Genomic DNA, 20,485 nt, shown 5'->3' with positions numbered 1-20,485 from the left:
GAAAAGACTATTTTTAATAAAAGTTATCATTAAAGTAACATTTCTGATTTTAGCGCATAAGAAAAAAAGTATAATAACAGCTAATTATCATGCACTTAAATCACAAACAACCTTACCCATAAATTTATGATATTTATTTTCACTACGCTTTGCCGAGACTGATCTGTTGATGACAAACATGTTTTTTGAAAAGTGTATAATGAAAAGGATCAAAATTTCGCGTATAACTTAGCGTAATAATAACAAATTAAAATTTTAAGTGAGATTATTCATTTAACAGGGAGTCTGTATGAAAAAATTTTTAATAGCCGCAAGTTCTCTTGCTGTCGCATTAACACTAAGTGGATGCTCGGATAATGAAGTAGGCGATGTTTCTTTAGGAATGTTTACTACTAAAGACATTAAATTAAATACATTAGTCGACCCAATAGTTCCTGGCGTTACATGTCATATAGCAAGTATTGAAGCAGATTTAAGTCTAGCTGATCCTTCTGATTCTTCTATTTCATGCCGCCAAACAGGTGAGATAACACCTGAAATGATCGCCAATATTGATAAATCAAAATCAGGTGAAGTGGTATTTAAAAAATCTAAAAGTATCTTTTTTAAATCAATGAAAATACGTCGAATTTATGATCCTCAATCAGAAACATTGATGTATTTATCATATTCAACCAAAACAACAACCGGTAGTTATAAACACAGTTTGTCAACAGTGCCATTGTGGGGAACTAAAGCTTACGTTGATCATACGCCGGCGTCGGCAACCAATATTCAATAATATTGCATTATCGCTTCTTATCTATCTGATTTGGAAGCGATATATTGCCCCCACACTTCAGTTTTAAACATATAAAAAACCAATAACAATACCCAGAAAACGTTAATTTAATAACCATATCCAACATAACAGTAACACTTCCCCCACAAATAAAATTATCATTATTGAAAAGTGTGATTCCGATTCCGATAATAATCCTTCTCTATTAGTCTTTTTTTGGCATAGTCCACACAACAATAATACATATTAACTATGTTTAATTATTTAACATTCTACGGATGAATAATTATGCTAACAAATACTAAAAAATCAATTACTTTCAAGATGCCTTCCCAATCAATCAACCTATTAGCGAAAATTTGCTTACTAACATTGACAACTTTACCTTTAGCTAATATGACGATAGCACAAGAAATAATCCAAACAAGCACACCAACAATCATCGACAATATATTAATCAATCCTGATATTGGTATTACTGATCATCAATCATTTAATATTCATGGTGATCCATGGTGGAACAAGCCAAGCCACCCAGAAACCTCTGTGGTTTATTTCCGTTGGTATTGGGAAGAATTGGAACCCAAAAAAGGTCAATATAATTTTCAACTCATTGACGACACAATTAATCAAGCTGCCGCATTAGGTAAAAAAACAGTTATCCGATTTATGACAATGGCAGGAAAAGATGAAGTTTATTACAATCCATCCCCTAATGAAGGAAAAAAAATACTAGGAGTCCCTTGCTGGGTAAAAAAACAAATAGATAATAATACAACAGGGGCTGATTGCGCAGACAACAATCACTTTGTGGTCGATTATAAAAATCCTATCTTAAAAAATAACTTACAACAGTTCATTACTGCGATGGGAGAACGCTATAACAAGAATAAGAATATATTACGTTTAGATATCGGTTTAATTGGTACTTGGGGAGAATGGAACCTAGCATCACAAATGGGTTATCAACAGCCAACGCTAGGTCACCATGGGTATGGTACAAAAGATTTAATCCCCTATATTAAATTAATGCAGAATGCGTTTCCAAACAAACAACTTTCTATTGATTTGACATCAACTGATGATGATATTACTAGCTATGCAACCAAACTTGGTATTGGCTGGCGTGCCGATTGTATTGGAGACTGGCAACCCGATTGGAATCATATGGAACAAGGCTATCCAAATACCATTGAACACATACAAGGCAATGGTCATAATACGAATAAGCATGCTGATCCCTATTTCCTTAATCGTTGGAAACAAGCACCCGTTGATTTTGAAGTTTGCCAAGACCTTGATTATTGGGCACAAAATAAAAAGATTTATACACTTGATAATGTTAAAAAGACATTTGACTTTGCCCTCGATTCACATGCTTCTTTATTTAATCTAAAGTCAGGCAATGTACCGACGATCTATAAAGATCTTGTTGATGATTTCATTAAGAAACTCGGCTATCGATTTGAACTTTCATCCGTTGAAATAAGTAGCCGTTTTATGCCATCATCACCTATAACAATTATTTCAAAATGGCAGAATACGGGCGTTGCGCCTAGCTATAATAACTATCCTGTAATGTGGCGTTTACGTAACGTTGATAATCATGTTGTCACCTATTTTTCAACCGACAACGATATTCGCACATGGTTACCCGCAGAAAACCGTGATGCTAGCGCACCAACGTATAAACAAACGAATACCTTTTATCTACCCGCGAATATTAAACTCGGCAACTATCAGCTAGATGTTGCCCTCGTTGAACCCTCCACAACAACGGCTAAAATTAAACTGGCCATTGATGGGATACTTGATGATAACTGGCATCATATTGATACGATAAATATCAAATAATAAGCACTAAAAAGCGCCTATTCATAATGAATATGGCGCTTTCTCGTTTAGGCATCTTAAGCCTGTAAATACTCTTTATTTACTAAAATAAGGAATTTCCTTTCCAAACTTAACCATAGCTAAGTAATTAATTTTTCTATAAATATTACTATATTTAGATAAAATATTTTTTGAGTCAATAACGGTCATATTGCCCCAGTATGACAATGTATGAATGCCATCAGAAAATGGAGCAACTGGCATTACATCTTTGAAAAATTCTTCTGCATAAGCAGTTTTTGATAGCTTCGTAATATGCATCACTTTTAAGCTGCCACCATAGGTTACGGCGCAGTTTTGACAAACACGGTAATAATTATTATCGCGATCAACAATCGGCCCCCCATTACGACCAAAAGCTTTATCATTAGCGATAGGAGAACAAGGATGAGGTTGATAATCACCTAATAAAGTATCTGCACAAAATAACTTTTGCTTAAAAGGTTCGTCTGAAGTAGAGGTAAATAAGTAAAATACATCATCAACTTTTTTTATACAGGTATCAATATATTTACCATCATTAAGCAACGTTTTTACCTTCTCAAATTTAATGCCATTAAATTTATACAATGACATTTCATTCAAATCTGACGTTTCAATAATAGAATATAATTCATTTTCCTCTTCAAACGTAAAAGGAAATGATTTATGTCCTACAATTTTATTCACATCTTCAAAAAAATTATAACGCTTACCATCGAAATCAACACATTCAATTTTCCCATTACCATGAGAATAATCAAAAATTTCATAAGCAATATAATCTTTATTGTTTAATGTAAACACAAAAGGATCAGCTTCAAAATCTTTATCTGTAAAATTAAACCAATGAATATCATAAGCATTTAACCCATTGATAATCACATCTAATGGATGCTCTCTAATCAATCCAATACGCCAAAAATCTTGATTAGTAAATTTATTTAACAACACCATTTAATTTGATTCCTTAAATGCTTTCACGTAACGTTAATATGAACAGTGATAAATACATGAAAAATATTTTTATCTATTATTAATATACAGTACATTCACATTAATAACACAATAAATATAACACAATAAATATAAATAAAATATATACTGAATTATAAAGATATCAATACTATAAAATATACATTTATTTATTTGACTATTTGTAAAAAATATATTTATACAATATATTTTATAATTGAACTAAGGTTATATACCATGACAATAGTAAATAAACACCACATTTCTTTGTGTTTTTTTAGCTTATTTTTACCATCTTTTGTACAAGCAATGACAATTACATACCAACCCACAGTGAGTCATGAAATATTAGTTAATCCTGATATTGGTATTACAGATCATCAAACCATTGATATCAGAGATAACCCAAATTGGAATATACCCAGTTATCCTAAAACTTCTGTGGTTTACTTTCGCTGGTATTGGGAACAATTAGAACCACAGCGAGGTAAATATAACTACAAGCTTATCGACGATACAATTCAAGCGGCAAAAAAAGAAAATAAAAAAATAGTGATCCGATTTATGACCTTAGCAGGATTAAATGAAACCTATTACTCAAACTCATCACAAAAAGGTAAAAAAATACTTGGAATTCCTTGTTGGTTAAAAAAACAATTAGATCCACAGACACATCATATCTGCACTAACAATAATAGTTTTATTGTTAATTATAACAACCCGATATTCAAACAAAAACTACAACAATTTATCACTGCTATGGGTAAGCGCTATGATCATAATCCTGATATATTACGCCTAGATGTTGGCTTAGTCGGCACATGGGGCGAATGGCATCTTGCAACACATTACGCAGGAAAACGCCCAACATTGGGTCACATTGGTTACACTACATCCGAGTTGACACCCTATATAGAGATGATGCGGAAAGCGTTTCCTAATAAAATGTTATCTATCGATCTTGGTTCACCTGATGATGATTTCGCGAGTTATGCCACAAAACATGGCTTAGGTTGGCGAGCAGATTGTCTAGGTGATTGGGCTAAAGGATGGAATCATATGCAAGATGGCTATCCTCAAACATTACGTCATATAGAAGGAAAAACATCTACCAATAATCGTACCACTGAAAAGTTTAATGATCCGCTGTTCTTATCGCGTTGGAAAAAAGCCCCAGTCGATTTTGAAATTTGTTATACGATGAAAAAATGGGCTCAACAACCAACTCTTTATACTCAAAAAAAAGTTGAACAAACCTTTACAACAGCGCTCACATTACATGCATCATTATTAAATTTAAAATCAAGCCCTATTCCAGAAAAATATCAACCATTACTTAATACTTTTTTAAAAAAAATAGGTTACCGATTTATTATTAATAAAATAATACTTGATAGCCATTTTACACCAAATAGCTTAATTACAATAACATCATTTTGGGAAAATATTGGTGTTGCTCCCAGTTATAATAACTACCCCATCGTATGGCGAATCGTAAATAACAACCATAAAGTAATTGCCTATTTTAATACGAAGAATAATATTACAACCTGGCTTCCCGCAACAACACTCAATAGCGCTCCCCCCGTTTATACACAAACGAATACATTTACATTACCTAAAAACATAAAATCAGGAAAATACACACTAGAAGTTGGGTTAGTAAAACCAAATACACATAATGCAGTAATATCACTTTCGATCACTAACAAATCTTATAAAAAATGGTATTCATTAATGAATTTTATTATTCAATAATGAATATTACTTAATAGTAACTCATAGCATTGATATTACCCGACCAGATAACTACTTTTCAATAACCATAATGATAATAAAGGAGCATCAAATATTAACATTTGATGCTCCTTTATTTTAACAAATTAATTATACTCTAAAAAATCAATATAAATAGAATGTGATATCAAGCGTTAAATAGAATCAAACACTTATTAGTGTCATTTATTTAATGAATGTATTTCTAAATGCATCCCAAACACCAAAAGAAAAATGTTTGAAAATATCAATTCCTAGTGCAGACTTAATTAAATACATTGTTAATATTGCAAACATAAATAAACTAATACAGCCAAATAAAATAAGCAACGATTTAACTAATAGAGATAATGATGATCTCTTTCGCGTCTGATAACGACGATCTTTACCAACAATAAAAACAGTATAATAACGCCATTTACCAAAACCAATAACAGGTCTTAAATCTATACAGTGATCACTGCCAGAGGTATTTCTAACAATCGATTTTTCTATTTCTTGTTTCTGTTCTAATGTAAAAGACGATAGAACATCATCAGGCATTGAATTAAAAAACCGATCTTTTATAGAATTTTCTTGTTGAGTGTAACCAGTATTACAATTCATATACAGTTCTTACTTTTTCATTATTGCTTGTTGGTACACACCAAACGTTTGTTCTGAAATTAAATTCCAATCGTAGTATTTTAGGTATTCTGCATACGAGACAAGAGGCTGATTAATTCCAGCAATAAGCATATTCGCTAAGTCTTGGCTATCACCACATTTAAAGTAACACTGTTCAGGTAAATGAACTGCCTTATTCGCAGGAATATCACTAACAATAGCGGGTAATGAAAAAGACATAGCTTCTAATAAAGCAATAGGCAGCCCTTCACTAAATGAAGGAAGCACGAAAGTATCAGCTTGTGAGAAAATACTATGTAATTCCTCTCCGGATAAGAATCCCGTTAATACAACGTTATCCATCTCCCTTGCTGTATTCTTTAGTTTATAGCTGTATTCTGTTACGTGATCACTATCACCGACTAAGACTAATTTTTTTTTGATTCCGCTAAGCTTATAAGCTTCAAGTAAAACATCTAAGCCTTTTTCTTGAGAAAAACGGCCTACAGCAATAATATAATCTCGTGGTTCAAGATCATACTTTGATAAATAATCATTGATTTTATTTTGTTCGGGTAATTGTGGTGGATTAACACCATTAAAAATCAAATGAGTATCACTACGACCATATTTTTCATTCATCAAATTTTGCATAAAATCAGAGATAACAATCACCTCTGTTGAATATTTCATCGCCCATTTTTCACCAAGACGAAGAATAAACTTAGCTAACTTACCCCATTTTTGGTGATCATAATTTTGGCTATGATGTGTAAATATGACTTTTTTATTAAATAATCGTAACAATGGAATAACTAAACCAGACCCAATGGCATGTACATGTACAATATCAGCACCTTCTTTAATCGCATAAAAAGCCGCTAAAAAAGAGTGTAGAGGAGCCTCTAAAGATTTATTCGTTACGGTAGGTAAAGCTTTTAACTTAACCCCTTCATATACACTTTCAGTATAAGGTACATAAGGTTTACGTGCAGTCACTGTTATATCTAGATCATATTTTTTAACTAATAACGGATACAACGACTGACAATGAGATTCAACACCACCAGGTACATTGGGTATACCGCGCGTACCCAAAACTAAAATAGATTTATTCACAATACAAACTCTTAAATGTAAAATGCCAGCTATTAACTGACATTTTATTATTAGTGGAAATTAGCTAGCTAAAAGTGATTGGTATAATTTAATCAACTCTCTTTTATGTACATCTAATGAATATTTCTCTAATAATCGCGCGCGACCTTTTTGTCCCATTGTAGCGACTAATGCTTCATCATCGGCTAATAACTGCATTTTAGCAGCAAGATCATCAGCATCACCAGACGTAAATAGATAGCCAGTTTCACCATCTAACACCTGCTCAGGAATACCACCAATATTAGCGCCAATAACAGGCTTACCGTAGCTCATCGCTTCTAACACTGACATAGAGCAGTTTTCATTCCACTCAGATGGCACAATGACTGCTTTTGCATTTTTAATAATTTCCGTTAATGCATCCCCGGTTTGAAAACCTAATAACTCAACATTATCAAAATGTTGTTTAATATGATCAAGCATCGGTCCAGTGCCTAAAACTTTAAGCGGTGTATTACCTTTAAGTTGGCTATGTGCTTGTGCCAACGTCACAATGCCTTTCTCTTGAGTTAACCGACCACAAAATAAAAAGTAACCTCCATCGTTACCAATATCTGTGGTTGATGCATCAATACCATTAACAATTACATCAACATTTGCTGATGGAATTTGACGTAAGATCATCGATTTCATAAATTCACAAGGGGCAATAAAAGCATCTAACGCTTCATAGCTCTTCATTGTACGATGATATAATGCTTCTAATGATAGTAATACACTGCGTGGCCATGAACCATCCTGCCACTGGTATTTAAAGAGATTAATATTACTACCGGTGATCCAATCTAAGTCAATATTCTCCCCAGCAGCAAGCATGCTGTAATTGGGGCAAACAGACTTATAATCATGCGCAGTTAATACTGTTTTACAACCTAATTTTCGTGCAATCTTGATCACTGATGGTGTGATTTGATGATAAATATTATGGAAATGAACAATATCAGGTCGCTCAGCTTTAATTAGCTTTTCAAATTGATCACATGCATATTGATTATGTACAAAGTTCACTGCAACTTTAATATTATCAAAAATAGAATGTTTACCATGGTAATCAACATTATCAACAAAAAAATCCGCATAATCTGATGGAATATTCTTTTCATGCTTCATTGAAAAATCAATAACTTGATATCCTGCTTCTTGCACCATATCGCGTTCTTGAAAGAAAACAGTCTCAGCGCCACCATGTGGGAAGAAAAATTTATTAACAAATAGAACTTTCATTGAATTACCAGCCATTATGAATTTTTTTGATTAACGACATTCTTAATATCAGCAGCAACTTGCTCACCAATAAACGCGTAAGAACGGTTATTTTTAATATAATTATATCCAGCATCTAACTCTGTTTGTGTCATTGGATGCTGTGCTAATTCAACCATTGCAGCAGCATAGGATTGGCTCGTTCCATCAGTCACTCGTCCACAGCCAGATTGTTCAATAACAAATTGCTGATCCGGTGAATCATTACAAATCATGGCTTTTTTAAGTGCCATATATTCCATAGCCTTAGTCGGTGTTGATACATCTAACAACAATCCGCGATTCATAAAACCAATCACCATATCAACACCTTTAAGATATGCCCACGCCTGCTCTGTTTGTACCCAACCCGTAATATGAAAATCATCACTCAATCCCATATCATCAGCTGTTTGTTGTAAAAACTCGCGATCTTTCATCACTTCAGAATCACCAACAAAAAGTAATTTAAGATCTGGCACAGTAACCTTAGCTTCTTTAAATGCTTCAATAATAACGTCAAGTTTACGAAGTCGATCAAGACTACCAAGATAACCAATAACAGGAGCATCACCCCATTTAGGTATTTTTATGGCATCCGTATTAGCAAAGTCATCGATCTTATCAAAATCAACACCCATTGGAACAACCATCATATTGCTTTGTTCGATGCCTTTATTTTTAATGTAATTAAGCATGAAGTCACTTTGGACATAGACACGATCTGAATGAGGTAAAATAATACGATAAAGAATAAACTCCTCAAGCAAACCACGTACTAAAATAATAGGACGCTTCCAGCTAGGTATATTTTCAGTCTGATCTTTCGCACGCATAGTGCGACTTTCAGCATATAAAAACGACACCCAATAGGTATAAGGTAGCTTGATTAATTTAGCGATCACTAAACAAATTAAGCCCACCCAAACCATGTCACGCACTTGAACTAATTGAAAACCATCTTTTTTTGCGCTAAAAGCTAACTTTGCAGCATTAAAGAAATAAACTATTGAATCTAAATGGCGATTAGTTGTTTTTTTACTCGTTTTTAAGGTACTACCCTCTGTATGAATATTAACAGTTTCAGTTTTAGGCATACCGACAATAGTGGTATTCACACCCTTTTTAGGTAGCTCTTTAGAATATAAAACATCAACATCTGGACGATAAGATGGTAGCTCTTCAGGTACAAAATTGATGACATTAATTTTCGTGTTCATCCGCTACTTCTCGCTTATTTTTTTAATAACAACAGCAGGATTACCTACTGCGATTGCATTTTTAGGTATACTCTTCACTACAATTGCCCCAGCACCAATAATTGAATTATCACCAATACTGACATTACCAAGCACAACGACACCGGGGCTTAATTCAACATTATTACCAATAACAGGTGATACATGTTGGCCCGTCACAGGATCGATTTTATTACCAATCGTGACATTGTGTTTCAGCATCACATTGTCACCTAATACACTGTCTGCATTAATAACAATATTCTGCGGATGAAACAAAATAAACCCAGCACCAATTTTTGTTTTGGGTGATATATCAAGCCCACAAATAAACTTGAGTAATTTAAGAATAATAACGTTAATAATGAATATTTTTTTCATTATTCCTGGAGTATAAAATAAAGAAGCTAATCGAAAGTTAACAATAAAAAACTTAGAGGTTAAACCTGGGTTTAATGCTAACTCTTTTTTAATTAATTCAAGCATACTAAACCTTTTGTTTTTGTTAGGGTCGCTTTTCGAATAATCATGATGGCACCTAACACAAAATAAAACTGAAATTGAAATACCGGTATCAACGCAAGCAGCGGTGAATAAGGTAACGTAATCAAACCTGCAATAATAAACCCTATAAAAGCGGGCTGATAAGATAACAAGTTAATATCTGCTATTGATAAGTCCTTAGTCGAGAATAATGGCCTAGGCTTTGACCCTTTTATTATCAGAAATACTATCGCTAATAATAATCCAGTACCAACCAGACCGATTTCCCACAAGAAAATCGCTAATGCGGTTGAACCTAAACTCAATTCAAATAGCATTGCAATATAACCTGGATCAGTGCCGCCAGCATTTGAACTATTTAAACCATAACCAAATAACTGATTAACAAGACCGTGAATATCAGAGTGATGAGACCAAAATGCCAATGCCGTTACACGTCCTAACTCATCTAAGTTACCATCAAGACCGGCTACGATAACTGTCGGATCAAAAATATAACCAATATTTTGTAGAAAAATATCAAAAATACTCATCGAATGTGACTGGTATTTACTGGTATATCCTAATGATAAGATTGTAATTATTAACGACAATAAGATAAAAATGCCCACGATAGACAATAGAATCGTTTTAAAATCGATAACTCTCACTTCTTTTACATAACTTGATTTTATGTATACATACAATAAGAAGAACGGTGCTAATAAGGTTACAAATTTAACTTCGGCAACCACACAAATAATAAAGCCAATAGCAATATGTAGCGCTAATGACCATAGTTTTGCTACCCCATGCTTATATTCCGACAGCTTCATCATCATAATAAGCAGAGTAAATAGTCCCATTGAAGCACCATTACCACCGGCGACCATACTACCGCCAAACGTACCCACAACAGAATCCCATGAATCCATCTTACCTTCAAAAGCTACTCGCGCAGGAACAACAATCAAAGCTTGATAAACAACAAATGGAATTTGAGCATAAAACACCCAATATAATTTTTGACAAATACGGTACAGTTGCGATTCACGACAAAAACCCAATATTAAACAAGGTAATAGTAATGATATACCTAAGCCATTTTTAATACCTGCAATGGTGGTTTTTAGTCCTTCCTGCATCAAAGTACTGGTTATCACTAACACAAAAAAACCAGTAAAAAGTACGAGAATTGTCGTTTCAAGCTGATCTAGCGGCTCATAATTATAACGTGTTTGTAATGGCACCAATACTACCATCACCATTGTCATAATAAACGGCAGCCATAGAAAAGCATCAATATCGGTAAAATATTGTGCTGTCCCACTAAAAATTAGTGTAATAAATACATAAGCTTGAAAGAAAAAACCTGTATTCATTTATACTACGCCTTTATCTCGTAAAATAATCGCATGTTTGTTTATTTTAATATAAATCATAAAATATCGTCCCGCTGTTAGCACAGTAAAGGCTAACAATGAAATCACATAGCTTTTATAAATAAATGGCATGATCACAAAAGCTAATATTACTATCGCTAATTGCTCACACTGAATACGTAAGAAATAATTGGGTGCGCCAAAAATCAATTCGATCACTGTCATTGGTACAAACGCAAGCATTGCAAATACGTAAGGCAGCATTAGACGTGATGTTTCAACTGACTGTACCCATTGTTCGCCCAATACATGTTGTGTTAACCATGGATAAACAAAATAAATACCAGCTACAGTTACTGAGGCTATCGCCACTAAAAATAACCGTACCTGTTTAAATTCAGAATAATTGAAAATTTTATTACGAAAATCTTCAGACCATTTAGAAAACGTATAATTTCGTACTGATTGGCCAAGAATAAGCACTGGTGATAAACAAAAGCGATTCACAACCGCAAAGTAACCAGCAACCAATGGACTAAACCAATAGTTAATTAACACCGTCGGTAGCTGTAGACTTGCGTTTGCCACAACTTCGGCAGTGCCGACTCGTGATAAATGATTCCAGTGCTTAATGAAAAATCGAACTTGGGTTGTTGGTAAGAAGTCAGATATAGAAAACATACTAAAATCCAAACACTTATATAGCCAATAACCAATCAAGCATAAGTGCGCACAAGCCCATATATAATAAAAATATTCAATTTTCCATGATACTAATAGTGCCAAAAAGACAACAGAAGTAACTGATATACGCTGAATAGCCAACTTACTAAAAATTTTATTTCGTAAGAAAACATACTCAGAAATAATCATCATTGAATAACTGGCAGTTAAAACATAAATCGCAAAAAATGGTAGCGAAAAGAAATGACTGACAATATAAATATAAACTGCACTTGTTCCCCAGGATTGCAACATGCAAAACACCACGGCTTTGCCTATGTCTTGTTGATCAACTTTTGGCAACAAAAAATGCGAACCATACAGTGCAATTTGAGCACCAATCATAATAATACTAAATGTAAGTGCGTAATTACCTACATCTGACATACCAAAACGGTATGACATAAATAGGATGGTAAACGCACCTATCAATTGTGAGATAACGGAAGCGCCTCCTATTGTAGAGGCACCTTTGATTAAACTCATAAAAGAACATCCTTTGACAAAGTTGTCGTTATATTTTCATTAGATTCAAGCAGTTTCGTATTCACTTTATTAAGCACACAACCAAGTACTGTTGCTTTGTATTGCTTAAGTTGCTTTAACGCTGATAGTGAAACGTTAGCGCTATTCTCATTTGATGCCACCACAAATAATACCGAATCGGTAAACTGACTAATCAAAATAGCATCTTTAGCGTCAGTAACTGCAGGTGTATCTATAATAATATAATCATAACATTGGCGTAATTCTGTACATAAAGCGGCTAATTTCTGATGCGTCAATACAACTAATGGAGAACGTGTCGTATCACTACCAACAGCTAAAATATCAATCCCATGATGGTTAACAATAGCGTCATTAGTTGCGATATTATGATACAAAATATCAGTTAAACCTTTACTATCAGCATAACCTAACGATTTAGTGATATTACGATGGCGTAAATCCATATCAATTAATAGCACTTTGGTATCAATGGCCAACGCTTTAGCTGCTAATGTCGCAACTAGCGACTTACCTTCTTGAGAGGTTGCTGATGTTACTGCTAACATTTTAGCATCAGTGTTTAATAGCAATAATTGACTACGAATTCCTAATGACGCTTCATCTAACGTCGAGAATTGAGCGCTGTTATCCAGCACTGCTTTAGGCGTAACAGCTTGAGGATAAGATTTAATTTCCCCAACAACATCAAGCCCTAAGCGGCGTTTTATTTCGTTAATCGACATGACTTTATTATTGAGAGCTGCCATGATAATCACGAAAAGAACCGCAATAAGCAATGACATAATAGCAACAACAACAATCAGCAGCTTCTTATTAGGCTTTGTCGGCTTTAATGGCACAATAGCACTATCAATCGCTTTTGCTGTCGGCTCAGAGAACTGACCACTCACTTGCGTTTCATTTTGACGTTGTAGCAGTTGATTATATAACGTACGTGTTTGACTAATATCATCCATCATATTGTTATATTGTGTCTTTTTTTCACCTAATAGCTGGAATGCATTAGTACGTTTATCAACTGCAGCTTGTAATTGATTTTGCTTAATAACTGATGCTTGATATTGCTCTTTGATACCTTCAGCTATTTGGTTAATCAACTTACTTGCTTGACCTTGAAGAACAACAAGTTGTGAACGGGCTTGAATTACTTTCTCATATTTAGGCCCATAACGGTTTTCAAGATCAGCCAGCTGTGTTTTCTGCTCAATAATCATCTGACGTAGATTTTCCATCTGCGGATGACGAGAAACATCAGGAATCGCGGCTAAGGCATTAAAACCTTGTTTTTGATAACTTGAAACAGTTTTATAAAGCGCTTCTAAATTCACACGTTGCGCTGTTGCTGTAGCTAAACTATCAGTCAATAATGACAACTGCTCAGTCTGGAAACCATCAACACCGCGGAAGGTAATTAACCCTTCTTTTTTCAAGAAAGCATTTAGTTTTGCTTCTTTTGCTTTCAATTGATGATTTAAATCGTTAACTTCTGTTTCAAGTAACGAAGAAACATTTAAGCTCGCATCACGATTATCTTCAACAGAATAGTTAACAAACACTTTTACAATATCATTTGCAACAGCTGCGGCATCTTTCGCGGTTGTTGATTCGAAACCCACTTCAACTAACTGCGTTTTACGCACTGGTGATATTGTCATATGTGTAAGTACATATTGAATACTACGTTCTTTTTGTTTTGCTAAAGTGTCATCTTTTACTGGTTTTTTACCTATAAACTCAGGATTTTGATAAAGCTTTAAATCATCAACTACCTGTGAGATTACACGACGAGATTTCAATAACTGGTATTGAGTCTCATAATATTCTTTACGTGTAGAATCAAAATCAACCACTTTTTCAAATGTTGTTGGATTGGTCAATTCAGCTTTTAGCAATACTGTTGCGTAAGCTTCATATTTTGGTGTCAATTTTAAAATGAATGGGGTTGCTATCCCTGTAACCAAAATAGTAAAAGCTAAGATTTTCCACCAATTTTTTTTTGTCGATTTAAGTAAGCGTGAAAAGTCAATTGTACTTTCCAATTTGCTTCCATCTTCAACGAATAATGAACTCATTTATAACTACCCTAATCTAGAAAAAGCTTTGATCTATAATAACTGTATCACCAGGATAGACAGCTTGAGTTACCGTAACATTTTTCAACAGTTGACCATTTGAACGGCGAATATCAATGTCACTACGATCTGCACGATCAGTAAAACCACCAGCAACTGCAATGGCTTTTTCTAACGTAAGTCCTGGTTGATATTCATAACTTCCAGGTGTTTTAACTTCACCTGAAACATACATAGGACGGAATTCAAGCATAGAAACAGTCACCATTGGGTTATTAATATAACCATTTTTTAATCGGTCACGAATATCTAGGGCGACTTGATCAGGTGTCTTTCCTGCAAGTTGCAACTTACCTATCAAAGGATAAATAATATTGCCACTTTCATCTATTTTTAATTTCATCGATAAATCAGCTTCGTTATAAACTAAAATCTGAATCTGATCACCAGCACCAAGTAAATAATCATTACCTGTTATTTTTGGTGCAGCTGATACAGTAGTGCTCATAAATAAACTAACGGTTAATATCCAAATAATAGACACTATTTTCTTCATTTTAAATCGCCACTTTGACTGATAAACCAAATTGATTTTGCTCATAACCTAATCGTCTCTCATAAGTATTTCCATCAATGAACACCGGATCAGTACTATTATCAGTATGAAATAATGTATATTGATAATCGAAAATAAATTCGATTTTAGGTCTAAATAAGTAGTGTAAGCTTAACGCTACATCATCATATCGATCAGTTCGTTTTCGAATATGATACTTATCAGAGGTATGTTTATAAGATAATAAACTTGTTATATGCCCTAAAAATTGATGCTTCCAACTAATGCTATTTTGAAATGATTGTACAAAATCGCCAGTATTATCAGGCTCTTTGACTTCACTTAAGGTTTTTAACATTACTGTTGAATAATCAACAGGTTGCCATTTATAAGAAACATTCCAATTTACACCAGAAAAATTCGTGCTTTGCATTTTCTTTTGCACTTTAGACACTGTTGCTTCTATTTTTGACTTTCCTGTTAACTGACTAAGTACAGAAAAAGCACCAATCAACTCATTATTATTACGTTCATGATCAAGATAATTAAAATCTTTATACATCAAGGTATAATCAAAACGTGTTCTGTCTGTATATTGATGCCTAAAAATAAGTCGAGCATCATTTTCTGTAACATTTTCATTTTCTAAATAATTTTTAAACGCCGATTGATAACTATTTAGAATCTTATAATTAGTACGAACTTGTGATAAATCAACAATAATATTTCCCTTGGCACCTTTGGCACCATAGGTATATTGAGTATCTATTTTTTTATCGGTTCGACCAATATCATGCGTAATATTAAAAGCATTAAATGTCGCTATATCAGATTTTGATGTATCGTTATCAAAGAAAAAACCTTTTGTTACGCCAGTACCTAGCGCTTCATGATTTTTACTATAACTTCCCGTCACAGATAAGTGATGCCGAATACCTAATTCCCAATTAAACTCGCCATTAAGTTGATGGTCATCATAACTATTACTTTTCACTACGTTATTAGTGTAATTTCGGTAGTCACCTAAATAATAAAACCCAAAATTTTTGGTATTACGCTGACCCACAATACTAAAAGTCGGTTTTAACGCATAATAATCAGAACTAAAAATATTACTATCGCGCTGATGCAAGACGTTATCATCAAAACCATAGCCCGCGTTGATTGATGAAGAAAATTCTAAACCTAAAAAAGGATCTATGTGCTTAGAGTCTTGAAAAGTACTATCAGCACTCGCTGCAAAACTGTAGGTTGCGCAAACGCAACCTACTAGCAATAAATGAACATTCTTCGTCTTAAATAAATGCATAATTTAGTACGCTGTCTCGCTGACAAATCCTTTAAATATCGTAAGAAAGATAATCTTTAGATCCAGCGAAAGACTCCACTTTTGAATATATTGTAGGTCGTACTTAACACGCATTTCCATTTTATCTAGCGTATCAGTCTCACCACGAAACCCCTTAATTTGAGCAAGACCAGTAATACCTGGTTTAACCTTATGACGTAGCATATATTTATCAACAAGAACTCTATATTCTTCATTATGCGCAACCGCATGTGGTCGAGGGCCAACAATCGACATACTTCCTTGAAGTACATTAAAAAATTGTGGTAATTCATCTAATGATGTTCGACGTATAAATGCACCGAATTTAGTTACACGCGGATCATTTTTCGTTGCTTGTGTTACAACCGCGTCATTTTCCATTACACCCATAGAACGAAATTTCCAGACTCGGATTTTTTTACCACCTAAGCCATAACGATCTTGTTTAAATAGAACGGGCCCAGGAGAACTACGCTTAACACCAATAGCAACAGCAATTAATACCGGTGAAATTAATAAAATAATCACACTACTAATAATAATATCTTCAATGCGTTTCAATACCGCCCCCATACCTTCAAATGGAGAACCAAAAACACTAAAGGTTTGAACATTACCAATAGTACGGATCTGACTTACATTTAAATCATAAGTATATAAGTCAGGAACAATATACGTTTCAACAATCGTGTCAGACAGTAATTTTAAATAGTTCTGAATACGACTCTTAGCGACCATAGGTAAAGCAATGTAAACCTCATCAATCTCACCACTTTTAGCTAACTGTACCAATTGGTCTACATTTCCATGAAGCTCTGATTTTGATAAATAACCAAATCGGCTCACATTACGATCATCAAAATATGAAATTTCAAATTTCTGATAGCGAATGTCTTTTCTTAATGCATGTTCAATCGCAATGCCGCCTTTGGTCATTCCTAATATAGCAATTCGTCTAACATGTGAATTTCGTTTCAAAAATTCACTAATTATATAAATAACTAAGCACTTAACAATAATCACACAACTAACAGATAAAAAAATCCATTGCCAAACAATAGCAGTATTTAAATGTGTGTCATTACTACCTTCAAACGAATTCAACTGCTGGCACAACATTCGCCATATTAAAAATGACAATAAAAAGGTAAATAACGTTTTTAGTACCGTATAAGAGTAATCCTGACGGACATATTTTTTATATAACCCACTGTATTCTCCTATCAGTAAAAAAATGACAGAAAAAAGAAAACTAGCAGCCAAACCAATAGCTGTTTCACTAACACCATGTAAAGAAATAAGAAATGTTAATGTAATATTGAGCAGTATAAAATCACTGGCTTTTATTAATACAGCATAACCATCATCCGCTATTTTTATAGCTTGTATTTTCATCGATTAAACTAGCCTCTAGCACTACTAATTTCATAATGAGCGATGTCATTCCCATTGTTTTCGAACAATTACGTATTTAAATATTTACGCGTTTAAATATTTACTTCTACTATATAAGTGTACTGTAAAAACCCTCCAAATCGTCAACTTTTTGTCACTTTTATGATAAATAAATACACCTTAGAGATATTTAAGCGTTAACATTTTAAGACAAAAAAATAATACTTTAAAACAATAACTTACACGCGAGTCATTAACCATATAAATAAAACACCGTACAATTAAAAGGTGATTAAAAAAAAATTTATAAAAAAAAACAATATATTTGTTATAACAGGCTATTTTTAACTTTTTTTTTATATCAAAAAGTAATAAAGAATCGGTGGTTTTGCAGGTATAACACACTAAAAAACAATATTGCCTTTTCTTTAGATCACCAACTTTTATACAAATACCTTACCTAACATAACGATGTGCTACTGTTAGTACTTATATAACAAATGCATTAAAGGAATAACATGAAATGAATCATATTAAAGTATCAGCCATACTTATTAAATAATAACCATGACTGAAAAGTTAATTAGAACTTAAACAAACGCATTCTCATTAATAACGAGCCAATAATAGCCATTACAATCCCCGCTAGTAATACTATGAAATTTTTATGACGTTCTGCTGCCAGCATATTTTCAGTGTAAGTACTATTATACAAATCAGATCCTGTCATGGTTAGAAATGATCCCATTTCAGTAAATACATGCTCTTGACCAACAATACCACTTAATGAAACCGCCCCCCATAAAAGAGAGATCACGCCTAAAGAGGCAGAAATAAAACCCCAACTTTGTTTAACATCCATATTCAAACCCACGCAGTAACACTTATATGAAATTAGCAGTAAAATTTTGCGTGAGAATATTACAAATAACAAAAAAAAACAATTCGCGAAGAAAACAAATAAATCAACATTTATAACAACAAATAACTAACAAATATTATTCGATATTAATCACTCATCATAAGTGATTGAAAAATATATAAAAAAACACCACATCCCGAGAGGTTTTTCTTTTTATATCTTAAATACGGTATTATAAATAAAGACTCACTATCTGTTTTCGTGATCTACATACAAATTATCTTTTTAACATAGTAAAGAGGTTAGTTGATAGCGATCAATAAAAAAGCGACATCAATATGTCGCTCTCTTTAGCATTTTATATCTTTACTTTTGCTTGGGACGAAAAGGGGTAATTACATTTTCATCACAAACGAGGAATGGGCCTTCCATCAAATCAATACAGTACGGCACTGCAGGAAAAACGGCATCTAAACATTCACGAATAGATTTAGGCTTTCCAGGTAAGTTAATAATTAAACTATCGCCTCTAAGACCCGCTGTTTGACGAGATAAAATGGCTGTAGGTACAAATTTCAACGATTCAGCACGCATTAACTCACCAAAACCAGGCATCATTCGATCACATACCGCTTCTGTCGCTTCAGGCGTAACATCGCGTTTTGCAGGGCCAGTACCACCTGTCGTTACAATTAAACTACAATTATGGTTATCTGCCAGATCAATCAAAGTATGCTCAATCACATCTTGTTCATCAGGAATAACTTGATAAACAGGTTCCCACGCAGAAGTCAGATAAGCATTCAGTGTGTCGATGATTGCTTGCCCTGAGATATCTTCATAAATACCAGCACTCGCGCGATCACTCACCGTTACGATACCAATTTTTGCTTTACTCATGTACAGCCTCATTCATTTAAACTTAATATTATCTCTCATAATAACAATCATCTTATTATTACTTGCTAGACAGTGTATGCAAATAAGCAAGATGGTAAAGGCATAAATAAGATCAGTCTCTATAACCAACGCCTGACGTGTAGATAATAGTTACGATACTCATCACCAAACAGATGCATTAGTGCTTTTTCTTCAGGCTTAATCTGATAGTGATTAATCACTAATACAAAGGTTATCACCACAAAAAATGAGGATAATTCCCCACTGATAAACACCGCCACAATAAGCAATAATAATAAACTAAGATACATTGGGTTACGGCTATATTGATATATACCTCGCGTAACAAGCCGAGTTGTTTTTTCTGGTGTAAAAGGACTGATCGTTGTATCTGCTTTTGATAGTGCTAATACAGATGAAAAACCAATAGTCATCATAATGATAATTAATGGGATAACGATTATCCAAAGTGTCTTAAACTGCCATAATGGCAAAAACAACTTACATCCATATATGGCAAGTAATGCGATAACAACAAAGATGGGTGGGGGAATTTTCAAGAACACAATGACTCATCCTTTATAATTGAAAGTCATGTTAATTATCAAGCATCAAGTATTT

Annotated in this window: 18 protein-coding genes; 3 read left to right on the top strand and 15 right to left on the bottom strand. The window is 33.6% G+C overall.

What is annotated here, in order from left to right; translation table 11 throughout:
* Positions 1–289: 289 nt before the first annotated feature.
* On the top strand, positions 290–781 hold the full coding sequence (locus tag CZ809_RS00730) for a CreA family protein (RefSeq protein WP_080155541.1): 492 nt from the start codon (positions 290–292) through the stop codon (positions 779–781).
* A 288-nt stretch (positions 782–1,069) separates the two neighbouring features.
* Complete coding sequence (locus CZ809_RS00725; protein WP_144396126.1) at positions 1,070–2,635, top strand: DUF4832 domain-containing protein; 1,566 nt, start codon at positions 1,070–1,072, stop codon at positions 2,633–2,635.
* Between the two features lie 75 nt (positions 2,636–2,710).
* Here CZ809_RS00725 and CZ809_RS00720 read toward each other — a convergent pair whose 3' ends face one another.
* On the bottom strand, positions 2,711–3,610 hold the full coding sequence (locus CZ809_RS00720; RefSeq protein WP_080155540.1) for a glucosamine inositolphosphorylceramide transferase family protein: 900 nt from the start codon (positions 3,608–3,610) through the stop codon (positions 2,711–2,713).
* Positions 3,611–3,865: 255 nt separating this feature from the next.
* Between CZ809_RS00720 and CZ809_RS00715 the strand changes: the two genes are divergently transcribed.
* Entirely contained in the window at positions 3,866–5,386 is a 1,521-nt protein-coding gene (locus CZ809_RS00715; RefSeq protein WP_080155539.1) for a DUF4832 domain-containing protein, read from the top strand.
* Positions 5,387–5,590: 204 nt separating this feature from the next.
* Here CZ809_RS00715 and CZ809_RS00710 read toward each other — a convergent pair whose 3' ends face one another.
* The 14 genes from CZ809_RS00710 to CZ809_RS00645 all read right to left on the bottom strand — a co-directional run bounded on the left by CZ809_RS00710 (position 5,591) and on the right by CZ809_RS00645 (position 20,430).
* A complete protein-coding gene (locus tag CZ809_RS00710; protein WP_080155538.1) occupies positions 5,591–6,010 on the bottom strand; it encodes a hypothetical protein in 420 nt (139 codons plus the stop codon).
* 9 nt (positions 6,011–6,019) lie between these two features.
* Complete coding sequence (locus CZ809_RS00705) at positions 6,020–7,129, bottom strand: glycosyltransferase family 4 protein (RefSeq protein ID WP_080155537.1); 1,110 nt, start codon at positions 7,127–7,129, stop codon at positions 6,020–6,022.
* A gap of 60 nt (positions 7,130–7,189) precedes the next feature.
* Positions 7,190–8,395, bottom strand: a complete 1,206-nt coding sequence (locus tag CZ809_RS00700; RefSeq protein ID WP_080156509.1) for a glycosyltransferase family 4 protein — start codon at positions 8,393–8,395, stop codon at positions 7,190–7,192.
* A 14-nt stretch (positions 8,396–8,409) separates the two neighbouring features.
* The gene (locus CZ809_RS00695; protein ID WP_080155536.1) at positions 8,410–9,633 is read right to left on the bottom strand and encodes a glycosyltransferase; all 1,224 of its coding nucleotides are present in this window, start codon (positions 9,631–9,633) and stop codon (positions 8,410–8,412) included.
* Between the two features lie 3 nt (positions 9,634–9,636).
* Positions 9,637–10,137 carry a serine O-acetyltransferase gene (locus tag CZ809_RS21460; protein WP_080155535.1) on the bottom strand — a complete coding sequence of 167 codons (501 nt, stop codon included), beginning with the start codon at positions 10,135–10,137 and terminating at the stop codon, positions 9,637–9,639.
* Positions 10,125–11,516 carry a capsular biosynthesis protein gene (locus CZ809_RS00685; RefSeq protein ID WP_080155534.1) on the bottom strand — a complete coding sequence of 464 codons (1,392 nt, stop codon included), beginning with the start codon at positions 11,514–11,516 and terminating at the stop codon, positions 10,125–10,127. The genes CZ809_RS21460 and CZ809_RS00685 overlap by 13 nt, the downstream gene beginning before the upstream one ends.
* On the bottom strand, positions 11,517–12,725 hold the full coding sequence (locus CZ809_RS00680) for a lipopolysaccharide biosynthesis protein (protein WP_080155533.1): 1,209 nt from the start codon (positions 12,723–12,725) through the stop codon (positions 11,517–11,519).
* A complete protein-coding gene (locus tag CZ809_RS00675) occupies positions 12,722–14,821 on the bottom strand; it encodes a GumC family protein (RefSeq protein WP_080155532.1) in 2,100 nt (699 codons plus the stop codon). The genes CZ809_RS00680 and CZ809_RS00675 overlap by 4 nt, the downstream gene beginning before the upstream one ends.
* A gap of 16 nt (positions 14,822–14,837) precedes the next feature.
* A complete protein-coding gene (locus tag CZ809_RS00670; protein ID WP_080155531.1) occupies positions 14,838–15,377 on the bottom strand; it encodes a polysaccharide biosynthesis/export family protein in 540 nt (179 codons plus the stop codon).
* Between the two features lies 1 nt (position 15,378).
* Positions 15,379–16,686, bottom strand: coding sequence for an outer membrane beta-barrel protein (locus CZ809_RS00665; protein WP_080155530.1), 1,308 nt, complete (start codon positions 16,684–16,686; stop codon positions 15,379–15,381).
* Positions 16,687–16,689: 3 nt separating this feature from the next.
* Positions 16,690–18,102, bottom strand: coding sequence for an undecaprenyl-phosphate glucose phosphotransferase (locus tag CZ809_RS00660; protein WP_080155529.1), 1,413 nt, complete (start codon positions 18,100–18,102; stop codon positions 16,690–16,692).
* Positions 18,103–18,685: 583 nt separating this feature from the next.
* Positions 18,686–18,964, bottom strand: a complete 279-nt coding sequence (locus CZ809_RS00655; RefSeq protein WP_080155528.1) for a molybdenum cofactor biosynthesis protein — start codon at positions 18,962–18,964, stop codon at positions 18,686–18,688.
* Between the two features lie 366 nt (positions 18,965–19,330).
* Positions 19,331–19,864: a molybdopterin adenylyltransferase gene (gene mog, locus CZ809_RS00650; RefSeq protein WP_080155527.1), complete on the bottom strand. Its 534-nt coding sequence runs from the start codon at positions 19,862–19,864 to the stop codon at positions 19,331–19,333.
* A 119-nt stretch (positions 19,865–19,983) separates the two neighbouring features.
* Entirely contained in the window at positions 19,984–20,430 is a 447-nt protein-coding gene (locus CZ809_RS00645) for a methyltransferase family protein (protein WP_080155526.1), read from the bottom strand.
* Positions 20,431–20,485 lie beyond the last annotated feature (55 nt).

Origin of the sequence: Photobacterium piscicola, assembly GCF_900166965.1 — a bacterium.
In the GTDB taxonomy this organism is placed as follows: domain Bacteria; phylum Pseudomonadota; class Gammaproteobacteria; order Enterobacterales; family Vibrionaceae; genus Photobacterium; species Photobacterium piscicola.
Note: the sequence above shows the minus strand (reverse complement) of the source record. Positions and strands in the feature narration are given on the sequence as shown.